Origin of the sequence: Dysgonomonas sp. BGC7 (assembly GCF_001261735.1) — a bacterium.
In the GTDB taxonomy this organism is placed as follows: Bacteria; Bacteroidota; Bacteroidia; order Bacteroidales; family Dysgonomonadaceae; genus Dysgonomonas.
Map to the genome: position 1 here is coordinate 91,628 of NZ_CVRP01000020.1, position 25,230 is coordinate 116,857.

Sequence of the window (25,230 nt, forward strand, 5' to 3'; positions counted from 1 at the left end):
AAGCATTAATAAAAAGAGAAATATCTGTTATTCTCATCTGTTTATCTCTATATAAATACATAAATACAAGTGATTGCTCAGTGCGACTAATACTCGTCAGCAATCGACTTTTGTAAATTTAAAGCACAAATAGTGCCTGCTACATTTATAGCATATGATATAGGTCCATGTCCGGAATACGGGATACTGCCATCATATACTGCCGACAGAGATCCTATACAATCGTTAGACATCTCTTCTTCTATACCTATAAGCAATCTGTCGAGAAAAGAATATCCACTCCGTTGGAATATTTTCATATAAGCCTCCAGATATGGGGACAATAGCCATGGCCATGCAGAGCCGTTGTATGAGCTGTATACTCTATCGTTAATGCTTCCCTCGTTACGTGGTCTGAAACCTATACTTTTGGGGCTCAGTGTGCGTATTCCTTTTGGTGTAAGCAACTCTTTCGTAATGATATCTATAACGGATTTGCTCTGACGTTTGTCTAACAGGGGGTAGTCGCTTGCTATAGCCAACAGCATATTGGGTCTTACGCTCCAGTCTACAAAATTGCCCACGGCATAATCATACAAGTACCCTCCATCATTAAGAAAGACATCGAGAAACGATACTTTTACTTTTTCGGCTAAAGATTCCATCTGTTCCTCCAAGAGAGAGTCTCCCGTATGTCTTGCGATGTCTCTGTTAAACATTAAGGTGTTGTACCAAAAGGCATTTATTTCTACCAGACATCCTGTTCTGGGAGCTTTTACTTCGTTAGGACATTCGTCATTGTGCATCCAGCTGGGATATCCATAATGACTGTTTACACTTAATAGCCCATTGGTTAATGGAATAAGCTTAGGATGTTTGCCTTCGATAATGAAGGCTACTATTCTGCTTACGAGATTTGTATATTTAGTATAGAAACGTGTACTATCGTAGTCTGCATATTTCTTTAATGCCTTTGTAAGCCATAAGAGAACATCTGCATTATCAATATCTTTCAGAAAGCCTGACAAGGGGAGTCCTTTCATAAAATTCTCGATGGTAGGACTTGCTGTATCTACAACCTGTTCGAAAGCATCGGATCGGTCGATACCTAAGGTAAGACCTGGGAGGGACATAAATTGTTCGCGGGAAGTAACCTTTCCGTATGGGTATCCGTTCAGTATATATAGTTCATCTGCTGTAGGGCGAAAATAAAACTGATGTCCCGAATTTTTGAGGCAGTTGTAGAATGAAGAACGTGGAGTCCTTTCTGCTATTCCCTCTTCAAACAACTCGAGTAATTTATCCGGTTCGGTTCTCTCTACATCGCTGGCTGAAAATATAATAGATTCGCCTTTGCTTATAGGTAGTTCAAAATAGCCGGGAACATATTGATCTTCTTTGTATGGTAAACCTGCTCTTTGATCTTCTTCATATTCTAGCCCTTTGTACCAGTTGGGAGTGAAAACGAAATCAACTTTTTTGCTAAATTGCATAAATAGTTCCGGATATCCACTATACATACACATACTGATACCATTTTCAACTTCTTTATATCCATGATCTGCTACAGAGTTTTCTTCGGTGAGCTGATTTACTTCTCTGAATGCAAGAAAAGGTTTAAAACGCATAGTTGTCGGAGAATGTGCATCTAATAGGGTGTATCGTATAAAGATAGAGTTGCCTTTTAGTGAAAACATCTTCTCTTTGGACAAAACTACACCTCCCACTCTGTATATGGTCTGAGGCAAAGATTCGCAGTTGAATTCCCTTATATACTTATGCCCCATCGGGCTGTAGTTGTTGTCATCATATTTGTGAATTCCCAGATTAAATTCGGCTCCATGTTGGATAACTGTTTCATCAAAGGATGATAAGAGTACGTGATTAGAATTGTCTAATTTTGGCACAGGCATGACCAGTAACCCATGCTGTTTGCGAGTGTTGCATTCTACAAGAGTAGTGCAGTGATAAGCTCCTCTGCGGTTTGTTCTCAATATTTCACGCTTTAGCGAATATTCGAGGTTTACCATACGGCTCTTATCAAACTTTAAGTAAGTGTTTGTTTTATTATACTCCATATCATTCCTGATAGTTATACTGTTTATACAAAGCAGGATAATCACTATTGCTGTTATCCTGCTTCTATTTCGTTTTTAAAGATAGTAAAAATGTTAAAAGAAACATTCAGCCTTAGGATGTTTATTAACATAAAGCAAGGTTGTTTTAGCAAAGTGATACTTTTTCGTATTGAGATTGCCGTATCTTTTTATTATTAACGTCAAATATATAGGAGGTGTTTCTTTTTAAAGATATTTTAATATCTTTTGTATACATGGTTTTAATATATCTTAATAAAGAATGCAGTATCTACTTGCTAAGTTATTTTTATATATTTGTAGTCCGAAGTCTGACTACATGTAATAATTTAAACAGAAAAAAGAAATATATGCTTTCATTTATAACCTGGGATGTAGATCCTGAAGCCTTTTCCCTGTTTGGTAGAGGAATCCGTTGGTACGGAATACTATGGGCAGCCGGGGTTCTTTGTACCTCTTTGGTGGTACAGAAAATGTATAAGTACGAAAAACTTCCCGAAAAATGGTTCGATACTTTATTTCTGTATGTATTGGTTGGACTTATTATCGGTGCCAGATTGGGGCATTGCCTTTTCTATGCACAAGACTATTATCTCTCAAACCCTATCGAAATATTGAAGGTCTGGGAAGGAGGCCTTGCCAGCCACGGAGGGGCTATTGGTATGGTTATTGGTATTTGTTTGTATTCGTTGAAGATAACAAATAAGAAAATAAACTGGAAACACCTTATTATATCAGCCGTTGCCGGATTTGCATTAGGTGGTATTGCATACTATATTGGCGGTCTTATTATGGGTGGGATATCTTCCCTTACATTCGGAGAATTAGCTTTTATGGGGCTATGTATAGGTGTTTGTATCTCGATGGTTTATACTACTCACGAAACTTCGATAAAATCATTAGACAGGCTGATTGTCGGGGTTGCAATAGGGGCAACATCGATCCGTTTAGGTAATCTTATGAATTCGGAAATATATGGAGGCCCTACCGACTTACCTTGGGGATTTAATTTTATAAGAGATCGCCATTGGCACGAAGCTATTTCGCAGGGAGGAGCAGGAGAATTACCTTGCCACCCGACACAAATATATGAAGCTGCTATCTATTTATTTATCTTTATTCTAGGCTTGTTCCTGTTCTATAAAACAAGTGCAAAAAATAAAACAGGGCTTATACTGGGAGTATCTCTGATTGGTATATTCTTATCAAGGTTCTGTATCGAATATATAAAAAATATACAAGAACCCTTCGAGTTGAATATGATTGCTACTATAGGTATGAATATGGGGCAGTTGTTGAGTTTACCTTTCGTTATCTGGGGAATATATTTGGTATGGAATGCTTTGAGAAAAAAGGATCCGACGCCGGATATGGAAAAAGTAAAGAATAAGTGAAACAATTAAAAATAATATGTTAAGACCAATTCCAATAAAAGAAGATGTATATTATATCGGAGTAAACGACCGTACAAAGCATCTTTTTGAAAATCTGTGGCCTTTACCCAAAGGCGTATCTTACAATTCTTATCTTATCAAAGATGATAAAACAGCTCTGTTCGATACAGTAGATGTTTGTTATTCCGATGTCTTTTTCCACAAACTGGAAATAGCTTTGGAGGGTAGACCATTGGATTATCTCATAATCAACCATATGGAACCTGATCATTCCGGTTCATTAGGTCTATTGAGAAGCCGCTTTCCTAATGTGGAAATTATAGGCAATAAACGTACTGCCGACATGGTGCAGGGTTTTTACGGTATCAAAGACGGAGTGAAAATTATAGATGACGGTGAAGAACTTTCGCTGGGTAAGCATAAACTTGTTTTTTACCTTACTCCAATGGTGCACTGGCCTGAGACAATGATGACTTACGACACTACTCACAAAATCATATTTTCGGGAGATGCTTTCGGTACATTTGGAACACTTGATGGAGGTATAACTGATGCCCAGTTACATCCTGAGCGTTACTATGATGAGATGATACGTTATTATTCTAACGTCGTGGGTAAATTTGGGTCTCCGGTACAAAAAGCCCTTGAGAAACTAGGAGCATTGGAGATAAATTATATTTGTTCTACCCATGGTCCGGTATGGACTATGCCCGATCAGATAAAGAAAGTTATCGGTATCTATGATAAGCTTAGCCGCTACGAAGGGGATGAGGGTGTAGTTATTGCTTATGGCAGTATGTATGGAAATACAGAGCAAATGGCTGAGACCGTAGCTTATGAACTTGCTCAGCAAGGAATAAAAGAAGTCATATTACATAATGTATCTAAGAGGTCTCATTCTTATATAATACGTGATATATTCAAATATAAAGGCTTGATGATAGGTTCGCCTACCTATAATAATAAGCTTTTTCCTGAGGTAGAATATTTGTTGTCGAAAGTTGAGGGACGGGATATGAAGCATCGTTACTTCAGTTATTTCGGTTCGTTCACTTGGGCAGGAGCAGCTGTTAAGCGATTGGCTCAGTTTGCTGTAGATACAAAATTCGAAGTTGTGGGGGATCCTGTAGAAATGAAACAGGCCATGGGGCTCAATGCATATGATGCATGTATCTCTCTTGGTCGTGCAATGGCCGAAAGACTCAAACAGGATAGATAATATTAACTGATAAAATCTTAATATAGAAAATTGCAGTCTGATTAAGACTGCAATTTTTTTATTCGAATTTTTCTAATATATCTAAGTATTTTTTATCTCCTACAAATCGCTCTTTTGGTGTGAATTGTTTAGAGAACAGGCTTCTTGAATCGTTGTAATCTATGTAATTTATTCCTGCCAGATCGGAAAGCGAATATATGAAGTCCTGAGTAGAGTAGGGACGTTCTTCATCAAAAATAAGATCGGAGCGCTTATTTAGATACGATGGCGAGAGCCAGACCATAAATGGTATTTCGCACATAGTAGGAGATGCTTTTTCATAGGCATGCCCGGCAAATTCGCGATAGTCATATAGTTCCTCTGCATGATCTGAGAAGTATATCATTGCAGCATCTTGTCCTTTAAGCTTCTTTAAAGACAAAATAATATTGTTTATTACATAGTCGTTATATAATACCGAATTGTCGTATTTGTCGATTGTCTTCTTTGCTTTCTCATCTCTAAAAGGTTTACTGGATACCAGATTGTCTTTTTTATGACTAAATTTTATATACTCTTTCGGGTATCTGAATTCGTATGCCATATGGTTGCCGATAAGATGTATGAGTATCAGCCTGTTTTCTTTATTGTTTTCAGCTAATATCTTATCTAATACCGGTAGAACTATATCGTCATGCTGTTTGTAGACAGCTACATTATATTTCTTTTTGGCCAAAGTCAATAAAATATCATAACTCGATTTGCATTCTTCGCTGAACTCTTGATTGCTAATGAGATAAGTTTCGTATCCGGCTCTGTTGAAAAGCTCGTACAGGGATGGCTTCTCCGTAAAATAATCGGAATGTTCCCGTTCCAACATAGATAAAAGAGATCTCATTACCGGAATCGTATGCACCTGAGGTGATACTACATCTTTATAGACTGTTATGCTGTCTTTGTACGTCGACAAGAGAGGAGTTGTTTGTCTCTGATAGCCATATAGTCCCATGTGGTGTTTGTTCAGCGATTCTCCTATCACTACTACGATAGTTCTGGGAACAGAATCCTGCTGGCTGTTGACTGTGTAATCTATCTGCTGACGTTCTCTTATAGCACTTTTTTCGTGGGTAGTGCGTATTTTATAAGATATGAACGTTTTATATATATTGATGAAATATACCGATCGTGATAGCCTGTTGAAGCTTACAATGGAAAGTATAATTGCAATACTTAATATAAATAATGCTCTATGATTTTTTATCTTAAGGCGTTTAAATGATTTCATAGAACAAATCATAACAATAGGAATAGCGGCATATATAAGTACTCCGGCTATTACCCATACGCTTAAGTAATGAGCCACAAATTCCCTGCTTTCTTCGGGATTGGTCTCAAATAGGCTGGTCACACTGTTTTGCTCGAGCAATACATGTGCAAAGAGTAGGTATGCTAGATATATAGAGCCCGGAATAATAGATAAAGTAAGTAAAACGGAATAAATAATTTTTTCAGATTTGGAACTAATAAAGAGGGATAAGATCCATATGGAAGCAAATAAAAGTCCGCAAACGATGAAAACGGCAATTTTATCAATGAAACTTAAATTCTCAGCTATAGGACTTAATATCGGAACCAACAGCAGGATGTAAAACAGGAAAAAAAATTGTAGTTTCTTTTTCTTTAGTATTTCTAATACTTCTTTCATATACAAGTTTGGTTCTTATTCTTTAGATAGATCCGGGATTATAAATAACATAGTTGAGGGTACAAATATAGTATTTTATTCTTATTTTTGATATTTAGAATCTGAATGCTAATTTTGAGCATAATGAATAAAAAGACACAAAGGAAATTGAGACGAAAAATTCCTCCACACAATTATCTATCTGTAAAAGCTTCTTATTTGGGAGATAAGGATATTCCCATGTCGGTGGAGTTGATTCAGTATGACTCCATGAGGCTGGATATAAAGAATATTTCACTGAAATCTCTTTCGTTACGCGATAGTATAGATAATACGAGGATCAATTGGTTTAAGATTACGGGGATATCGGATGTCGCTTTGGTGAGCCACATCTGTCAAGAATTGGGGCTGCACACATTCGACGTAAAAGATATGTTGTCGGATCAGCAGGTCGTTAAGGTTGTTGCATACGAAAAAGTAACCTTTATCCTTTTATCGTCTTTTTATTCGGACGAGAGCAAAACCGGACTTGATGATATGCAGGTTGCTTTTATTTTAGGAGATAATTTTGTTGTAAGTTTTCAGGAGGCAACCTATCCTGTTTTTGATGAAATAAAAACAGAGATAGAAGAAAATAATGCTCCTATAAGAAGGCAAGGTGCTGATTTTCTACTATACATTTTGCTGAATGCAGTCAATTATTCTAATGTCGGTATGGTTATGGGCTTAGAAGAAAGACTGTCCGAAATAGAAGATCAATTGATAGAGGGTAATGGAACTGTCGATATGCTTCAGTTTCTTCATTCATGCAGAGTCGATTATATGCATATTAAGCGTTCTGTTATATCTTTACGTGAAGAGTATGTGAATCTTTTGCATAATACGAATAATCTGATAAAAGAAGGCAATGTTGTGTACTTCAATGATTTTGACGACCGTATGCGTACAACTCTCGGTAACTTGTCTTCATTTCATGAGTCTTTATCCTCACTGTTGGATTTATACTATAACAATAATAATCTGCGGATGAATGAGATAATAAAAAGGCTTACTATTGTGTCCACCATATTCATTCCTCTTACTTTTATGGTAGGAGTGTGGGGTATGAATTTCAAGTTTATGCCCGAAATAGAATGGGAGTATGGGTATTTTGTATCATGGGTTATTCTTGGACTGATAGCATTGTGTACTTATTTGTGGATGAGGAAGCAAAGGTGGTTTTAATAAGATAAGAGACGAAAATATATAACACAAAACTAAATGCGACTATGAAGAAATATTTTTACTTGCTGATGGTATTGGCCTTTTGCAATACTGTCAATTTATATCCGGCTCAGGGCATCTCTGCGCTTAATCAGGTTGTAAAGCCTACTGATGAAATCGGAGAAATGTATCAGACTGAATTATATCAGGAAATACTGGATAAGTACCTTCCTCAGCAGCGAAACTTATCTGCCGAAGAACTGTCTTATGTTTCATTGGCTTATTCACATCTGGGAGATTATGAAAAAGCTCTTTACTATGCGGATTTGGCGATGAAGAAGGACTCTAAATCTAGCCGGGCGTATTATGCAAAAGCATTTGTGTATAATATATCCGAAGATAATACGAAAGCATTGGATAACCTGAAGAAGGCAATAGAATTATCTCCTGCTAATTCTGAATTTTATACAGCTCTTGGAGATATATATTTTACACAAGAGAATTATAATGATGCTTTAGAAAATTTTCGAAAAGCTGTAAAGCAGAAAAAAGCATGTGAGAAGGCCTATTACATGATTGGTGCTACACATGCTAATATGAATAATATAAAGAATGCACTCGATACATTTTATGTGGCAAAATCCAGAATAGTAAAAGATAAGGAACTGTATGTTACTGTACTCTACAATATAGCAAAATTGGAATACGATTCAGAAAATTACATGAAGGCTCATTCTGCTTATAGCGAATTGGTCGAATATTTTCCTGATGATTATTATTCACACGAAAAAATTGTAGAATGCTGTAATTCTGTTGGCGATTTTAGCCACTCGGATGCCTCAAGAGCTAAGCTACAGGATGCTTATAAAAAAGAACTGCTAAAAAATACTCCTTTGTCGGACAAATTTTGTATCGGTAATTTTACTATAGAAGATAAGGAAATAGTAGGTTATGAACGCTACGAAGAGCCCGCCGGTAAACCTTTCGTAAAATATATATATTATGTAACCAACGATAAAGGAAATGTTGAATCGACAATCAAGTTAGAATATATTCCTTCTTTAAAGGGGGAGATAAAAGGAAGTTATAAGCCTGTAATGGAAAAAGACGGAAGCCGTTATACTTATGCTATGTTGTTTGATGAAAGTGTGAAGTATAGTACCTTGCAGCCATATATAGCCGATATAGTAAGTGGGGAAGTCGAGGTTGCATCTAAAGAATAAAGCCCTTAAGGTTTATTTGTAAAATAATGCCCGCAATATTTTGTTTCGGGCATTTTATTTTTCATTTCTGTCTCTTTTCTTAACCCTGACAACATCGCCTGCATCGGGAGTTAGCTTTGTAAAGCCATATAAAGAAATAAGCCCAAGTAAGGCGACGAAAATGAAGGACAAACGAAAATCGGCAACAGTATATCGGCCTGTTGTTTCGTTTATCATGCTTGAAAAGCGAAGGAAAACAGCGCCCATGGCAATACCCATACCTGTCGACATTTGTTGAACAGTACTGTACAGGGTATTGGCTGTTGTCATTTGAGCCTTGGGTATATCGGCGAAGGCTAAAGTCGTAATGGCGCTGAACTGCATAGATCGGAACATTCCTGAAAGAAACATAACCACTATAATTAGTATAACAGGTGTAGTAGGTAATAACAATGCAGTCAGAAAAGAAAACAAGGCTACTAGAAAACCGTTAGCAATAAGTACTGTGCGGAAATTGTAGTGTCTCATTACCCATATAGTAGCAGGTTTCATAGCCAAATTACCTGCCATAGTTGCTAAAAATAGACTTCCCGACTCGAAAGGAGTTAAGCCAAACCCTTCCTGAAACATTAGCGGTACCAAATAAGGGGCTACCCCTATAACCATTCGGGATAGGGATCCTGTAAAAATAGTGACTTTATAAGTTGGTATCTTCATCACAGAGTAGTCGATCAGTGGATTCGAAATATGTTTCGAATAGCGTACATTGAAAGCTAGCAAGCCTAGACTGATTAATACAATAATCAGAGATACGTAATATGGAACTTCTTTTCTACTTAGCAACTCTACTCCAAACATGAATCCTGCCAGTGCAAGTCCGCTGAGCACAAAGCCTACAGCATCGAATCTACGCTTGAGCTCATCTCCTTTTTCATCGTCAGAGATGTGCTTCCATGCAAGTATGACACAGATAATGCTAATAGGTATATTAAGATAAAATATCCAATGCCACGACCAGTATGTTGTCAAATAACCTCCTACCAAAGGGCCGAGTATGGGGGCTACAAGTGCAGGCCATGTGATATATGCTATTGTAGTTACTAGTTTTTCTTTTGGAGTTGCCTTTAGTGCAGCCAGTCTGCCTACGGGTGTCATCATAGCTCCGGCCATCCCCTGAAATATACGAAAGGCTACAAACTGATTCAATGTTTGAGATGTGCCGCAAAGAGCCGATGCAAAAACAAATAAAATTATAGATGTACAAAATACTTTCTTTGTTCCGTATCTGTCAGCAATCCACCCGCTTACAGGTATGAATATGGCTAATGCTATCAGGTAAGATGTGACTCCCGCACTCAGGTGTATTACGTCTGTACCAAAAGAGCGAGCCATTGCCGGTATAGCAGTATTTACCGCAGTAGTATCAAGTCCTTGCATAAAGAATGCGATGGCTACGATTAGTGCAACGGTGTATGATTTGTCAAATTTCATTCATTTTAATTTGTTCAGAAGAATATTTTGGTAGATATAAGCCTATAAAACAAAATAAGCCACCTGTTATTAGCGACTTAAAGTTTTTTTGATGTGGACTTAAAGCATGCCTATATGCTTCAACCAAAGTGTTATTCTTCTATCGGCAAATATAGATATTTTTATCGAGACTGGAGGTTTTGGTCTTGTTATTTCTTCTCGGTAGGTATCTTGCTTTTTATATGTTGTCAAATAATTTTATAAATCATATAGATCAGTAATTGAAACTTTGACTTATGCGAGAGAAAGATTCACTGTAAGAGTAACAAAAGTTTATCTATATATAGATGAATAGACTGATGGTGGAGAGGAAAATAAAAGAAGACAAATCTGAAAAATTTAAAGAAAACTTGTACAAGTTTGTCAGGTTTTAGTTAAAATTATGTTTTACAGAAAGCGTCTAAATAGTTTTTTAAAAACAAAAATGTACTATTGATTGGTATAAATAAGAATATACATACCAGTACAAATTGTAATGTTTTTGCCAAAAGAGTATAAAAGAACCATTTTAATCAATATATTTGTTAAATGCTATCAGAGTATTAAAATCAGAAAGTATTTTAATGCAAAATATTATTCAATTGTCTTATTATTAAGCTTTAATCTGTTTTGAAAAGCATGAAATCAATAATTAGTATTCTCTTTTTTTGTGTTTCTCCGATTCTTATTTTTTCTCAAAGTCTTGAAGTGTTAAAGAAAAATGCTACAGAGAAGAATAATGCGGTAAGTTGGAATGCATTAGCTACGTATTATTTTGAGAAGTCAGATATAGATGCTTGTCATTCTTGTGCCGAAAAAGCATATGACTTAGCTGTTAAAGAGAAAAATAATAAAGAGACCGGTCATGCTTTGATGACACTTGCTGCAAGCTACGAGCATCAGTTAGAATGGGATAAGTTCGTACAAGTTAACAAAAAAGCTTCACTGTATTATGAAGCTGCCGGAGAATTTGATTTGCAACTCGAGGCTATTAATAATATAGGTTATGCATATAATACTATAGGGAAATATGATGAAGCTATTATTGCTTTTAAAGGAGCACTCGACCTTATTCATAAAGAAAAGATGAAAGAAGGTCAAGCAGCAGTTACTCTTATCAATATGGCATTTGCATATCTGTATAAAGGGGAGCTTGCCCCAACAAAGAACTATATAGTGCAGGCTATTTCTGCAGCAGAAATAGCTAAAGATACAATCGTATTAATTGAAGGTAATAATCAACTCGGTGTTATCTATAAAAGAGAAGGTGATTATCAGAAAGCATTAGAGCATTACGAAAGAAGTTTACTCCTTTATGAATTAACAGATGACAAAAGGAAGCTCTGTACGGTTTGGTTAAATATCTCGAATCTGTATTATGATTGGGGTAAATTTAACAAAGCGCTGGAGCTTGGACGAAAAGCTTTGGTTTTTGCTGAAAAGTATAATTTGGAGAAACCTATAGTTGGGCAAGTGTTAAGTTCGGTAGGCCTTTATTTGCTTAAGAATAATAAATATAATGAGGGCTTAGATACGTTGAGAATGTCTCTTCCTTATTTCAAGGAAAGTAAATATCAAAACTATCTTGTAAGCCTCTATCTTGCAAATGCTTTCGAACATACTAATCAATCGGATTCCTGTGAATTTTATCTACAAAAAGCAGAAGATATATTGGCTCAGAATAAGAATTTCCCTGCTGTCCGATTTTATAGTAACAAAGGTACATGGCTTTATAAGAAAGGTCGGTATAATGAGGCAATACCTTTATTGGAAAGTTATGTGAAAGAATTTCAGAATAATCCGACTAAGAATCAAATGTCTGAGTCTTATATTTTTTATAATGCACTTTCCGAGTCTTATGAGTTAGGTCCTAAAAATCTACAATCAGCCTTGTTCTATAAAAAATTAGCTTATGAAAAAAGAGATTCTTTATATAAAGAAGAACATAATAATACAATCAATGATTTTTACGCTCGATATGAAACAGCCGAAAAAGAATTAGTGATAAGTCGGTTGAACGAGGAGAAGCAAAAGACTAAATTTCAAACTACACTAATGATCTCTATAGCCGGCTTGCTTATAGTCTTACTTTTTATTGCATTTCTTTATAATAGAATAAAGCGAATTAAAGAAGAAAAGGAGGCGGTAGTTCTGAAAGCAAGAGTAGAGCAAAAAGATACTGAGTATAAAATCCTGCTTAGCAATACTGAACAGAATATGCTGCGAAAATACTTGGAAGGAAGAGAGTCTGAACGAAAAGCATTGGCTAAAGAGCTGCATGATTCTGTTGCTAGTGATATTATCTCTATTATGATGTTGCATGAGAATATAGAAAGGAAGGAACAGGTAAGTTTGATGCTGAAAGATACTTATAGTCATATTAGAGAGATTTCTCATCAGTTAATGCCGCCAGAGTTTAAATACATGTCTTTGATAGGTATGCTCGAAGATCATGTGGATATATTGAATAGTACAATGCCTACTCGCTTTTTTGTAAATATTACAGATTCAGATATTCCTTCTGTTATAGAAGAAATGTCGGATAGCCAAATGAAAGAAATCTATTACATTATACAAGAAGTTTTGGGTAATATACGTAAACATGCCGAAGCAACGACCGCAGAGATAAGGTTGTCACTAGATAAAGAAGAAAAACTTATTATTTTGATTATAGATGATGGTAAGGGATTTAATGTACAACAAAATAGTAAAGGGATTGGCCTTCGTACGATAAAAGATAGATGTACAGACTTGAATGCAAACTTAGAAATAGAGTCGGTTATAGGTAAGGGTACAACAGTTACCATTAGTCTATTCTACTCAATAAATCCAGAGCCAGATCGTCGATGTTAATATAATTGAGTATTAGTCCTAAAACAATCATGTCGTTCGATGTATCTACATTTAGCTTTTCCTTTAGGTCTCGACGATATGATATTATGGTAGATGTTTTATAACCCAACTTATTTGCAATGCTTTCGGAAGTCATACCCATAGCCACCATACGGAGAATGGTTATTTCCATTTCGGTGGGTAGTCCGTTCTTAAATTTTATTTTAGACCTGTAATCCTCACTTCTTTTATGCAAGACCTTAAATCTGGGGCAGAGGTAATTGTTTCCTTCCAAGACTGCTTTTACAGCTTCTTGTAAGTATTTCTTTTCCGGTCCTTTTAATACAATACCTTTTACATGTTTCAGCTTTTTAAGGAGACTGACCATAGCAAAATCTTCTCTCATCGTAAATACAATGATCTTTGCCTTCGGATCCATCTTACTTATTTTTCTGATATAGTCTATTTGTCTTACATCAATATTGGCTTCGGTACGGAAACCCAGGTCTAAAATGTAGAGGTCATATTTTTGATTCTCTACTTTATCAATAGCTTCTTGCGGAGAATAGCAAACCGCAATGTTTCCTATCATAAACTTTTCTTTTAATCCTGTAATTATGCCATCAATAATGAAAGCATGATCATCGGTAATAAGAAGATTCTTAATTTCCATCATAAAGCTTAGATAATAGTTCTTCGACAAAAATAAATTACAAACTTTTCTAAAAACACCCTATATATAGGGTGTTTTTATGTTTTTCTATTATTGACCTTTGAAGAACTGAAATTAACATAAAAATCACGAAAAACATCGACAGAAATACATAAAGTGCTTGCTGAAGTATTAAAAAGAGCTCTAAAGTCTTTTTTCTGTAGAAGTATATATGTGTTAAATACTCTTTTAAGCTAAATATTATAAAAATAATAAAATTAGTCAGATTTACTATGGAAAATGAAACGCCTAAAATTCGGATGAATGGTGAAATTGTGCTTGAATTTATTAGTCCAAAAGAACTAAATAATTTAGCTTCTTCTGTTGAGAAAAAAGGAAGATCTTGGAGATATGTCGGAGAAGAGGATTCCATTCTTACTTTAGATACTAATGATTGGACTATAGAGTGTGAGAAAAAAGCAATCAAGGCTCTTATTACAGATTGGATTGTTGATGAATCTCAATATGTAATGAAAGTAAAGAGTGACCCTGTCGAAGATAATTTTGAGGATTTGTCATATTCTTTTGCTGTATCGATGATTGGTCAGTTGGTTGATAAGAAGGAGCTTATAAATTATTTGTCTTCTTTACAAACTGTGTACTTAAATGCTTCTCCAAGATCTTCGGATGAAAATGAATTACATGCAGAAAAAAAATAATTAATTATTAAAGTATTACAAATATGGGAACACATATTCAAACAACAATTCAGGTTAGGATGAAAGGTTTAGACGATGTCTTTCATCGAACAATTATTGCATTGGAGAGGCTGGAAATGTTTCTTGAGATTGAGAAAAATCAAGAGGCAAAAGATATTATAGAACAGACTGCAATAAAAACCGATCGTGACCTACACGATGACGAGAAAAACCCTCCTAATAGAGAATTGCTTTTTGGAGAGGTGCAGCTTCAATGTTCAGCCTTATACTTTCAAACAAAATTTGATGATAAAGAAATGTTTGAAAAAACAGTAAGATATTTCTTGAATGATTTATTAGAATGGTATGGGGGAAGAGGTGAACAAGTAGAGCCTAATGAAGTTGAAAATTTCTTTTTGCCAATAGTTGTGTCTCTTAGTCGGCAGATTACTTCTGTAGCTGATATTATGGAGGCTGTTGAAAAATATGTCGGAAAAATAAAAGGGTTGGAAGATTATTCTGACGAAGAAAAAGAATTGGCTGTAATAGAGGGATTTAAGGCGTTTGTTCTTGCCGATCATAATACTAAAGAAGCAAATAAAGCTTTTGAAGAGTCTGGAGAGGATGTTGTTTTGACATCTCACAAGCGTGGTGACTCAATAGATGGTTATAAGCGGTTATATCTGACGTTTTGTAATGTATATGAAGAGGCTATTCCTGTGAAACTATTGGTTTTGACTATCTCTAACTACCTTCCCGAACTTGCAGAACAATGCCCTGAAATATCAAATGAAGCTATAGATACTTTCTTCGAAGAAAAAAAATAAACAATAAAAATATATTATTATGGCATTGAAAAAGTTAGAGAAAAATAGAGTATCCTATTTCGAATTATTTATAAGCTGTCCGGTTTGTATGGATAGGGGGAACATGACTCCTCAATCTTATTGGTCTCACCATGACAGAGGTTGTAATGGTGATATATATATGGGAGAAAATGCATTCTATTATTGTGAAAAGTGCAGTGCAACAAGCCATGTTATGAAGTGGAAATATGGTTGTCCAAATCACTCAAGCGGAGCAGAATATGAATTTCTGGAAGCAAGTGATGTTGCATTAGCTCAGGCTGTTGCTACTGCAGGGCAAATGGTTTCGGCAACAGGTATTCAATGGTTGCAAAATTTTCTTAGAAATATGGAAAAGGTAGTATGAGTTATGAATGTTGATTCGTTAAAAATAGACGGTACAACTTATTTCAAGTTGTATATAAGTTGTCCTGTTTGTTCTGACAGAGGATATATGGTGGCACAAGATTATTGGCTTCATTCAGAGGTTAATAACGGATGTGGATGTGACGGTAGTATTTATATTGGTGATAATGCTTATTTTGTTTGTGAAAAATGTCAAGAATCAGCTCATGTTACGAAATGGATATATAGTTGTACGGTCCATTCTGATGTAGAAATAAATAAACTGGAGAAAGCAGATCCGATATTAGTCCAAGCTGTATCAACAGCAGGTCAGATGGTAACATATACAGGAATAGCATGGCTATCTACTTTTCTAAAGAATATGAATTTGACAATTGAATAAATCATGACTTTATGGAATTAAATTTAAAAGTATTCAGCCCAGATAATACCATTGGTTTCCCCCGTGCAGATATGAATATTTGGATAACGCAAAATGACAAAGATAAGTTGTATGATGGTATAACCGAAACGAATGAACCTCAGTTCGTCAAGGTTGAATGTAAGGATATCCTTTGTAAATTCACTATGTATGCCAAGCTTGCGATAATCAATAGTCGTGTAGAGTTGGGCGATAATCATATTTGGATACCTAAAGACCTTATACATAAATCATGGTTGATAGGTAAATCGACAAAAGTAGAAGTTTCTCTTGTCGAAAATCTTGGTGAACTAAGATTTGCTGAGTCGATTATAATTGATCTCAACCCTCAATTAGTTGAAAACTGGTCGGAAGATGAAGCAAATAATGCAAAGAATTATTTTGTAACTCAGAATCGTGTCTCTTTCGATTCGCAAATGGTTTTTATAAAACCCGGAACCAAAAAGGTTACTATAGGAGAGATTGATGCTATTTATCCTAAATCAGACAATCGTTTCGAGTTGTATCGGCTTGATAGTAACACAAAAGTAATATTTAATGGACTGCCTGCCGAACAACAGAAGGTTATCGATTTTTCACAGATAGGAGGATTGTCAAATGTAATTAATCGTTTGCGCGAAATAATACAAATTCCAATCAATCATCCTGAATATCTGGAAAAGTTTGGTGTCAAACCTCCTAAAGGAATGCTTATGTATGGGCCTCCCGGCAATGGAAAAACAATGGTAGCTAGAGCTGTAGCTCATTCTATGGGCTCTGCTTTTATCACAATAGAAGGACCCGAGTTAATGTCTAAGTATGTGGGGGTTGGAGAACAGAGGCTGAGAGAGAAGTTTGAAGAGGCTGAAACAAAGGGAAATTGTGTAATATTTATTGATGAGATAGATTCTATAGCATCGAAGAGAAGTGATTCCAGTGCCGAATTTCAAGTGTCGATAGTTGCCACTCTTCTCAACTTAATGGATGGGATGAAAAGTACAAATAAGATATTTGTTATTGGTGCAACAAATCGGTTAAATGCTATAGATCCCGCTTTGCGTAGACCCGGACGCTTCGACTTAGAGTTTGAAGTTCCCTTACCTAATTTATCAGCAAGACAAGATATTCTGTCTAAATACATAAAACTAGAGAAAGAGGATCTTCTCGATAAGTCAGTCAATGAGAACACATTGTACATGTTGAGTGAATTGACTAATGGCTTTTCGGGAGCAGATATTTCTCTTCTATATAGAGAAGCTGTTATGCATAGGATTAGAAATAATATAGAATTTAGCTCTCAAACGGGGAAAATAAATATATTAAGGCAAGTTGATGACATAAAGCTGCTTGATGACGATTTCTATACTGCAATGAGATCGATTGTTCCAACATCACTGCGTGGAACTGATATCCGAAAAAATGATGTTGATTGGGCACAATTAATAGCTCTTGATGAACAAAAGAAAGAATTGGAAGAAATTAATACTAAGTTAAATATAGTATTAACCGATTCTTCTCTCAAACAGCGTCCTTCATTCTCAAATATTCTATTAAAAGGGAAAAAAGGTTCAGGGAAACATACATTTATTCATGCATTTGCTCAAAAGTTTGGATATGAAATATTAGAAATAGACCTTATATCACTATCCTCGTTTTCTATGTCTGAAGCATATCAACGTATAGATGAAACAATGACAAAAAGCAAACAAACCGCTCCTTCTGTCTTAGTACTTAGCAATCTGGAAAAAGTAGAGAAGAAAAACTTATTTGCATACAAAATATTAAATGAGATTAATAAATTGAATAAACATTTAAAAATTATCTCATTTTTGACTTGTGAAGATATTACAGAGGTTCCGGATTCTCTATTACAATATAAGGGGTATGAAAAACAATTAGACTTTGACACATCGATAGATATAGTTAGAAATAGTCTTAAAAATGACTATAATCAGGAACTTTTAAATTTTGAAAAATATAAAAATATGCCTATCGGGCAGATAATATCAATATATAAAGAAAACGAATTAATAGGAAAGTATAATAAATGAGAATTGATATTTATATGGCCTGTCCACTATGTTTACAACATAGATACAACTGTTCAAAAGAATATTGGAGACATGGCAGTCCCGATTGTAATGGGATACTCACTTTGGATGAGAGAGCATGGGTTCATTGTAGTGGACGTTGTGGAAACAAAGCCCATCTTTTAGATATGAGTTTGACTTGTAGCAGTGGAAGACACTCTTTTGCTGTTGTGTCGATAGAAGGATTTGCTCAAGCAATATCTATGGCCAGTATGGGAGTTACAGCTTCTGCTACAACATGGTTACAGAATGTTTTACATCATATACAAAGATAATATGGGACAGATGCATTTTCCTGGCGAAAAGCTTATTAAATCAGTGACAGGACTAAATAAGGAGGATGAGGATAGTGATATTTATGATACTATAATTGGTTTTGCAATTATATTTTTAACGATTGGATGTATTATTGGTTGCTTTTTTTCATTTGTAAATAGTGTCAAGCTTTTCGTTGGAGGGTTTGTATTGTTTACAATAATATTGCAAATAAAAGATTGGCTAAAAGGCGAGGAGAATTTATCCGATGTATTATATGCAATTGCAGGGTTAGGTTATTTTTACTATTTAATTACTTGTTTTATTGGTCTGTTTAGTAACTTCTGGGTTAACCTGAAAGCAGCAGGAGTGGGAACATTAGTATTTATAGGTGTTTGTTTTTTTATTGGATTGTTTGATAATAGTAAAGATTGACACTATGGGGAGTATGATATTTCCTGACGAGCTTGAGAAGTATGGTAAACTAATGAATAAAAATTTTCAAGCGCAACCTATATATAGCTTTGAATCGAGACAAAATAGAAATCGTAATCGTAATAGTTGGGGAAGAATAAATGAATCTATAGCTGATATTGGTACTTGGGTAGATGAAAATCAAAAGGCATTTGCTAATAATATTTCTGTCATTTTCTATTTTTTAGTTTGGATTGGACTGGCAATAGGGGTGATAATACTCTGGATTAGTTCTAGTTTTTGGAGTGCGTTGTTAACTGCTATTATTGGGGGGGTAGTTGTTTACTATGCTGCTGCCATCGGCATGTTTATGCTAATGTTTACTTTGCGAATATTCTTTTTTGTTATCAGATATGTCTTTTATAATATTTATACATTGTTACTTACTCTAGCAATTGTCCTGTTCATTACTTTTTTGAATCCAATAAACATTATTAAAGATAGAACTATAGATTTAAACTCAGTTTTATATGAACCTAATTATTATTGTAATGTGAGTACAGTCTTGAATGTACGTGAGCAACCAAATTCAAAAGCGAGGGTGATAGGTCAATTGAAAGGAAATCAAGATGTTTATGTTTATTCTATTGAAAATAATTTTGCAAAAATTGATTTTAAAGGGAATATAGCTTATGTAAAAGCAGATTATTTGAACAAAAAAACAGGCTCTTCCAACCCAAATGAAGATCCCAATAATAATGATAATTTAATAATAAAAGAGCTGATTGGACAAAAGATGGCTGGTTATAAAGCTCAGCGGGCATTGCAAGATAGGCTTGGGTTTTGGTGTGGAAATCAATTAGGTTATGGGGAAGGTAAATTTTTTATTGAAAGATGGGAAAATACAAAAACACAGGATTTATGGCTTGTCCTAATCGAGAAATCAAATAATGATGAAGTTATTATTCGAGATGTATTGCCTTTTGAGCAAAAGACGGTAGGTGATATCGGAACATTTTCTGTGTATAATAAACAAACTGAACAATGGTCTGATTATATGATGATTCAGGTTTCGAATAATAATGAACTTGTCAAAATATATGATGTAAATTATCAACGCGGAAAAATTATTGCCAGAGATCCGGAACCTTATTGGGGAAAAGCTCAGACAGAAAGAGATCCTTATTGAAGTTTAAGACAAACTAATGAAAATATTGAAGGAGAAGAATGGTCACTAAATATAGCAGAAAAGTACATCTCAGTAAACTGGTAGCATGCTTGATTATGTAACTAAACTTTCTATATTTATTCTAAATTTTAGTAAAACAATATTCTTTAATTTGCAAAAATACCCTCACATTAGTGAGGGTATTTTTTAAGTAGTGTTGCATTTACTAAATAACTATATCACATAGTATGAGTTATTGTCTTTTAGTCATTACTATATCCATATATCTAATATATGTAACCTGGCTTCCTGAAGGAGGGCTAGTAGTATAACCATAAAGTCCCCAACCTCCGACAACCTGACCACTCCATGTTCCATTATCTTTAAATGTATATGTCAGAGTGCCATTATTGTTTGAAAATTCTCCTAGCATCTGAATCGTATTTGTATAACTTAGACTTCCTCCGGAGGTTCTTGCACATAGATATATATAATAAGGATCTATTGTAGCTACAAGCTGTCCCATATTAACAAGAAGGTTGTTATTGGAAGTATTATAAGAGAGAAGTACATTCCCTTTCACTGTTTTAGTAGAGTTGGCAGGAAGATCTTCTAACAATACAGATGCATCAGTCGTTTTTTCAGTTATGGTGACGATGTCTGTTTGTCGACCAGTAAGACTTGGATTTGTATATTCAAAATTCCATTCTCCTAATATATCAAGATACGATGCTTCCTGCTTTATAATAATCTCTTTTTTACTCTCAGATCCATCTGCAAAAGTAACTGCAAAAGTAACTTTTGATGACCTCACTATTCCTGCACTAGGATCCACAGTAATATCAATAGTTCCATTATTACTAACGATGGCTTTTACCCATGTGTCCTGAGCTGTAAGAACAATAGGAAGAGAACTTTTATATGGTATCTCTTTTGTTAAACCTACAAATGGAAATTTAAGAGAATAATCATCAACGTTTTCCAAATAGAAAACAGATGATAATTGTATTACTGACATATCAACTTTTTCATTTCCTGCTTTGATGGTGATAATTCCATTACGACCTCCAATATTCTTATTGGCTCCTACAGATACATTTACAGTTTTACCTGATACGCTAATAGTTATCCACTCTTGTTCTGTTGTTGCAGATATGTTTTCTTCAGATTCAATTTTAATAAAGCCGGTTCCTCCTTCTTGCTCAAAAAGAATATTTGACTCTATTACTTTTAATTTTCCGTCTGGAACATCTACACCAGTATCTTTTTCACACGAAGAAAGGAAGATTCCTAGAGAGATAAATAGTATTATATTTAATATTTTTTTCATAATAGCCTATTGTATTTATTCAGTTATTGTAAAAACAGATTTATTACTGTTTTTGAAATGACATTACCATATAGCGATTTTGAATCCCGGTATCATAGTTGCTTGTCACTCCATTACTTATAACCCGGCGAATAACTCTAAAGCCAACAGTAGTTGTAGAAAGGCTTCCTTCAGGATCTCTTGAAAGTTGTATTAAATTGGATGAAGTTAATTTCCCCATAAACCGTCCATAAGCTTCTCCTAAGCTAGCATAGAAGTTTCCTGTGTCAACCATCGGGTACAAGTTATAATTATCATCGATTCCTACAGGCTTTACTGTGTGTGCACCTATACAGAGCATCCCCCTGGATTTGTCATACTGCATAACAACTACAGCATCGGATACATTATAGGCAAAATTTTCAACAATATAAGATTTGCCCCTTACCTTTTGAATAATATTGACCGTTCGGCTGTATTCAGTTCCAGCTGTATCTTTATATTTAAACAGGTATGTACCCAGATATTCACTATATCTTACATGTCCAGCAGGAATAGTCATCTGAATTACAATATCTGTAGCTCCATTATCGGTACATGTAAATGAGCTATTTACACTATTCCAAATAAAGTTTTGAGCTTCTTTTCCGTTGATAGTTAGAGGCTGTATAAGCTTCATTCCAGTTGGAGTATAAACTATATTTTTTAAATAAGACTTTCCTTCATATGAGAATGAAAATTGTCTGGTTTCGAGTATCGATCCGCTGGATAACTGGTTGTTAGATTGATGAATAGAAAATTCTGGATATTCGCTGACTTGATTGTAAATGTTATTTATTTGATCAAGATAGTCGTCCCATGTAACGTTATCCGGTAAACGATGCATTTCCATTATATTACCATATTTTTTGCCTCTGAGGATTATCAAATCATCATAAGCCTCCATAATGGTAAATTCAAAATCTCCTTTGTATGTTGTATAACTACCATGTTGTTCATGATAGTAATGAAGGAATAAATTATAAGTATCAAAAGATAATGTAATGCTCATATCCTGCTCTAATTTATAGAGTGAGGTTATTTTCTTATGAGTATTCATTGAAGGGTCTATGTCATCCAGTGCATTCTGGTCAACAGCAGCTGTTACAGTACCATTCTCAAATTTTAAAAGGAAATTGAAAGCACCCCTACGTGTTGCATCTGTATCTCCTGCTATATATTCAAGTACCCATCCATTTGATGGCTTAGTCAGAATGTTTTCATAGAGCTTTTGTGCTTCATTTAATCTTTCTGCAGCAGATTTGCCAAAAATATCTTCCTCTTCGTGCAAGCATGACTGCATGAATAGTACTCCAGCAAAAAGTAATATATAATATTTAAAATCTCTCATAATATTTAATTATTTATAAAGTGTATTCAAATCGATTTTTTCTATTTCTTTTTTCCGTCGACCTACAATTTCTCTCATCTTGTAAAGATCTATACCCCAACTTTCTTTATAATAATTATATACAATATCAAATTTTTTCTTTATTAGATTTGCGCCTTCTACAGCATTACCACTCGCATCAGTAGAGGCCTTTATCAACATATTTTCCCACCATTCCGGAGTATTTACTACAAATATAGAATATACTTCGACAAAATCTTCGGTTGGAGAACTAGTTGCGTATGTAGATATACATCCTCCTCTCCATGCTGTAATTTCCGACGAACTTGTCCAGTTATCACTTACATACATTTCTGGAGTCAACTGGTCAAATGCCGGGTCGGTAATCTTCTTTTGTTGAAATATGTGAGCATATTCATGGTGCATTGTTTTAATATAGCGCATAAGAGTTGTAGGGTCTCCTATTGTAATCGCATTTACATTAAAGAATGAAATCCGCAACCCTCCTTCGGCTTCACCCAATACTACAGAACCGTTACTTTTCCAACCGGGATTACCAACATAGTGTAAAACTCTAGGAGCATATTGACGAAAAAATGCAGAACCGACATGCTCCTCATAAGGTTCGATCCACAAATATCGCGCAGCAATCGTTAAAGCCTTCGATTTTTCGAAATCGGCAGGTATAAGATCATAATCATAATTAGATTGAATATCAACATAATTATATATTACTTTTATATTGTAAGGCTTTACGTAATATCTATCCAACCATATATCAAATTCGTTCTTTTCTTTAATGATTGAGTCGTCAAAAATACTATAACTTGTATCCAAATCGTCTCCACAAGAAGAAAAGGATAGAGCTAATAGTAATATAGGTAAAAATATAAATATTTTTTTCATATTATTCTTTCATTAGTTTTAGTTACACTATTTTATCGAGGATTAGCAGGACAACCAGCATTGATAATTTCCTGAGGAATCTGCATTGCTCTACGTTTGTCTAAATAGTCCATAGAATCTTTAAGATCTACAACACGATGCCCTTTATCTACAACACGTCTATGAACTGTAATGCCATATCTTTTTATATCTAACCAACGTTGTCCTTCTCCCATAAGTAGGATACGTCTTAAGTGTAAGACATAATGTATTAGCCATTCTTGATCTGTCCCTAATTCTATTTTATACAATGGCGGATGTAATGTCTTTTTAGGTGTTGGATATTGTTTTAATCCGATTAGACCAATTTCATCTTCATATACTTCTTTGTAGTGATAATAAGGCATATCTCTATAAAATTTTAAAATATCATCATATGCCGGGCGACTATTGGTGTAATTAGTGATAAAGGTAGTTAAGTCGTCATAAGCTTTGCTATATTGCTTTGTAAGAATATAAGCTTCTGCCCGATACAATAAAACTTCATCTGTTGTAAATTGTACTATGCCTGTATGTTGAAATCCGGTACGAGCAACAGGATCGGTATATTCAAAATAATAACCAACTTTCTTGTGAAATATCTTATTTGTATTTGAATTCCACCATGTTCTTACATATATATTATTCTGGTTTCCCCATGGTCCTTGAGACTGTAACGTTTCATATTTAGCAACTAGCAAAGAATGAGAGTATTTGTTTCCTGTGCTATAGTTATTTGGCCCTGATGTAGACCACCCTGATGTAGGATAAGACATTAAGAGCGTTGCCGGATTGTTTTTTGCCATATATGCGTTTGGCTGTTCTGTGTTATCCATACTCATATTGATAGTTGCTTTCCAGTTTCTTAATACCTGTGCCGGATTATTACCTAAAACTTTACTTGCATACTCAATTGCTTTATCAAATTTTCCATATGCCATATAAAACTTTGTAGCAAAAGCATAGGCCGCACTGGTGTTAAAGTGGAATTTAGGTTGAGTATAAATACTGTTATCAATATTAGGCAAAGCAGCTTCTATATCCTTACTCAACTGGAGATAGAACTCTTCGACTGTACCTCTGACATAAGGCGGTTTTACTGTCGTTTCAGGTTCGGTCATATATGGCAATCCGAGATCAGTACTACTTGTTTCTCCATAAGGTAGACAAAAAAGAGTAGCTAATTCAAAATGATTCCATGCGCGGGCAATTAATGCTTCTGCTTTAGCTGCTTGTAGTGAAGCTGGATTTCCTCTTTCTTCTATCGCTTTTAAAGCCTCGTTGCATGAGGCTATAGACCTATAGCAATATTCCCAAGAACGGAAGTGAGTATCATTTCCAGACCTGTTAGGTTGATCTTTCAGGTTCCACAAATCTTCCATGTAATTGTTGTAATTCAAGTTCCAATCATGACTATCCCAATTGTCGCTCCAGTATTCGCACAACATAGCACTAGTAGCATTAGGATATGCAGATACTAATAGTTTTACTATTTTATCTTCTGTATCCAACTCTGCGCGATTGTCAGGAAGCGTATCTAAATAGTCATCACACGATGGTATTAATATAAATATAGATGCCAGTATCAGGCTTATTTTTAGTATATTTTTCATATTTCTATC

The 25,230-nt window shown here is 34.9% G+C and carries 21 protein-coding genes; 13 read left to right on the forward strand and 8 right to left on the reverse strand.

What is annotated here, in order from left to right:
• Nucleotides 1-86: 86 nt before the first annotated feature.
• Nucleotides 87-2,057, reverse strand: coding sequence for a glycogen debranching enzyme N-terminal domain-containing protein (locus BGC7_RS16190; protein WP_050702643.1), 1,971 nt, complete (start codon nucleotides 2,055-2,057; stop codon nucleotides 87-89).
• 368 nt (nucleotides 2,058-2,425) lie between these two features.
• Between BGC7_RS16190 and BGC7_RS16195 the strand changes: the two genes are divergently transcribed.
• Complete coding sequence (locus BGC7_RS16195) at nucleotides 2,426-3,469, forward strand: prolipoprotein diacylglyceryl transferase (protein ID WP_050702680.1); 1,044 nt, start codon at nucleotides 2,426-2,428, stop codon at nucleotides 3,467-3,469.
• A gap of 16 nt (nucleotides 3,470-3,485) precedes the next feature.
• The gene (locus BGC7_RS16200; RefSeq protein ID WP_050702644.1) at nucleotides 3,486-4,688 is read left to right on the forward strand and encodes an FprA family A-type flavoprotein; all 1,203 of its coding nucleotides are present in this window, start codon (nucleotides 3,486-3,488) and stop codon (nucleotides 4,686-4,688) included.
• Between the two features lie 58 nt (nucleotides 4,689-4,746).
• Here BGC7_RS16200 and BGC7_RS16205 read toward each other — a convergent pair whose 3' ends face one another.
• Entirely contained in the window at nucleotides 4,747-6,372 is a 1,626-nt protein-coding gene (locus tag BGC7_RS16205) for a sulfatase-like hydrolase/transferase (RefSeq protein WP_050702645.1), read from the reverse strand.
• A 123-nt stretch (nucleotides 6,373-6,495) separates the two neighbouring features.
• On the opposite strand from BGC7_RS16205, the gene corA reads away from it, so the two are divergent.
• A complete protein-coding gene (corA, locus tag BGC7_RS16210; RefSeq protein WP_050702646.1) occupies nucleotides 6,496-7,575 on the forward strand; it encodes a magnesium/cobalt transporter CorA in 1,080 nt (359 codons plus the stop codon).
• 44 nt (nucleotides 7,576-7,619) lie between these two features.
• Nucleotides 7,620-8,777: a tetratricopeptide repeat protein gene (locus BGC7_RS16215; protein WP_082206811.1), complete on the forward strand. Its 1,158-nt coding sequence runs from the start codon at nucleotides 7,620-7,622 to the stop codon at nucleotides 8,775-8,777.
• Nucleotides 8,778-8,831: 54 nt separating this feature from the next.
• Here the strand turns inward: BGC7_RS16215 and BGC7_RS16220 are convergent, their stop codons facing one another.
• Complete coding sequence (locus tag BGC7_RS16220) at nucleotides 8,832-10,247, reverse strand: DHA2 family efflux MFS transporter permease subunit (protein ID WP_050702648.1); 1,416 nt, start codon at nucleotides 10,245-10,247, stop codon at nucleotides 8,832-8,834.
• 657 nt (nucleotides 10,248-10,904) lie between these two features.
• Between BGC7_RS16220 and BGC7_RS16225 the strand changes: the two genes are divergently transcribed.
• A complete protein-coding gene (locus BGC7_RS16225) occupies nucleotides 10,905-13,118 on the forward strand; it encodes a tetratricopeptide repeat protein (protein WP_050702649.1) in 2,214 nt (737 codons plus the stop codon).
• On the opposite strand, the gene BGC7_RS16230 is transcribed toward BGC7_RS16225, so the two are convergent.
• Nucleotides 13,072-13,773, reverse strand: a complete 702-nt coding sequence (locus BGC7_RS16230; protein ID WP_050702650.1) for a response regulator — start codon at nucleotides 13,771-13,773, stop codon at nucleotides 13,072-13,074. The genes BGC7_RS16225 and BGC7_RS16230 overlap by 47 nt on opposite strands.
• A gap of 269 nt (nucleotides 13,774-14,042) precedes the next feature.
• Here BGC7_RS16230 and BGC7_RS16235 point away from each other — a divergent pair, with 269 nt between their 5' ends.
• From BGC7_RS16235 to BGC7_RS16265, 8 genes are read left to right on the forward strand one after another with little or no spacing between them, the layout of a single operon-like run.
• Nucleotides 14,043-14,468 carry a hypothetical protein gene (locus BGC7_RS16235; protein WP_050702651.1) on the forward strand — a complete coding sequence of 142 codons (426 nt, stop codon included), beginning with the start codon at nucleotides 14,043-14,045 and terminating at the stop codon, nucleotides 14,466-14,468.
• Nucleotides 14,469-14,491: 23 nt separating this feature from the next.
• Nucleotides 14,492-15,274, forward strand: coding sequence for a hypothetical protein (locus tag BGC7_RS16240; RefSeq protein WP_050702652.1), 783 nt, complete (start codon nucleotides 14,492-14,494; stop codon nucleotides 15,272-15,274).
• Nucleotides 15,275-15,293: 19 nt separating this feature from the next.
• Nucleotides 15,294-15,659, forward strand: coding sequence for a hypothetical protein (locus BGC7_RS16245; RefSeq protein ID WP_050702653.1), 366 nt, complete (start codon nucleotides 15,294-15,296; stop codon nucleotides 15,657-15,659).
• 3 nt (nucleotides 15,660-15,662) lie between these two features.
• On the forward strand, nucleotides 15,663-16,040 hold the full coding sequence (locus BGC7_RS16250) for a hypothetical protein (protein ID WP_050702654.1): 378 nt from the start codon (nucleotides 15,663-15,665) through the stop codon (nucleotides 16,038-16,040).
• 11 nt (nucleotides 16,041-16,051) lie between these two features.
• Nucleotides 16,052-18,109 (forward strand): AAA family ATPase, encoded by a 2,058-nt coding sequence (locus tag BGC7_RS16255; RefSeq protein WP_050702655.1) that lies wholly within the window; start codon nucleotides 16,052-16,054, stop codon nucleotides 18,107-18,109.
• Entirely contained in the window at nucleotides 18,106-18,423 is a 318-nt protein-coding gene (locus BGC7_RS17980) for a hypothetical protein (protein WP_157258760.1), read from the forward strand. The genes BGC7_RS16255 and BGC7_RS17980 overlap by 4 nt, the downstream gene beginning before the upstream one ends.
• A gap of 1 nt (nucleotide 18,424) precedes the next feature.
• Nucleotides 18,425-18,838 (forward strand): hypothetical protein, encoded by a 414-nt coding sequence (locus BGC7_RS16260; RefSeq protein WP_050702656.1) that lies wholly within the window; start codon nucleotides 18,425-18,427, stop codon nucleotides 18,836-18,838.
• A gap of 4 nt (nucleotides 18,839-18,842) precedes the next feature.
• Nucleotides 18,843-20,006, forward strand: coding sequence for an SH3 domain-containing protein (locus BGC7_RS16265; protein ID WP_157258761.1), 1,164 nt, complete (start codon nucleotides 18,843-18,845; stop codon nucleotides 20,004-20,006).
• Between the two features lie 232 nt (nucleotides 20,007-20,238).
• On the opposite strand, the gene BGC7_RS16270 is transcribed toward BGC7_RS16265, so the two are convergent.
• Genes BGC7_RS16270 through BGC7_RS16285 form a run of 4 tightly spaced genes read right to left on the reverse strand, consistent with a single transcriptional unit; the run spans nucleotide 20,239 to nucleotide 25,221 of the window.
• Nucleotides 20,239-21,315: a BACON domain-containing protein gene (locus BGC7_RS16270; protein ID WP_050702658.1), complete on the reverse strand. Its 1,077-nt coding sequence runs from the start codon at nucleotides 21,313-21,315 to the stop codon at nucleotides 20,239-20,241.
• Between the two features lie 43 nt (nucleotides 21,316-21,358).
• Nucleotides 21,359-22,684: a DUF4302 domain-containing protein gene (locus BGC7_RS16275; protein WP_050702659.1), complete on the reverse strand. Its 1,326-nt coding sequence runs from the start codon at nucleotides 22,682-22,684 to the stop codon at nucleotides 21,359-21,361.
• A gap of 9 nt (nucleotides 22,685-22,693) precedes the next feature.
• Complete coding sequence (locus tag BGC7_RS16280) at nucleotides 22,694-23,590, reverse strand: zinc-binding metallopeptidase (protein WP_050702660.1); 897 nt, start codon at nucleotides 23,588-23,590, stop codon at nucleotides 22,694-22,696.
• 32 nt (nucleotides 23,591-23,622) lie between these two features.
• The gene (locus tag BGC7_RS16285; RefSeq protein ID WP_050702661.1) at nucleotides 23,623-25,221 is read right to left on the reverse strand and encodes a RagB/SusD family nutrient uptake outer membrane protein; all 1,599 of its coding nucleotides are present in this window, start codon (nucleotides 25,219-25,221) and stop codon (nucleotides 23,623-23,625) included.
• Nucleotides 25,222-25,230: the final 9 nt, after the last annotated feature.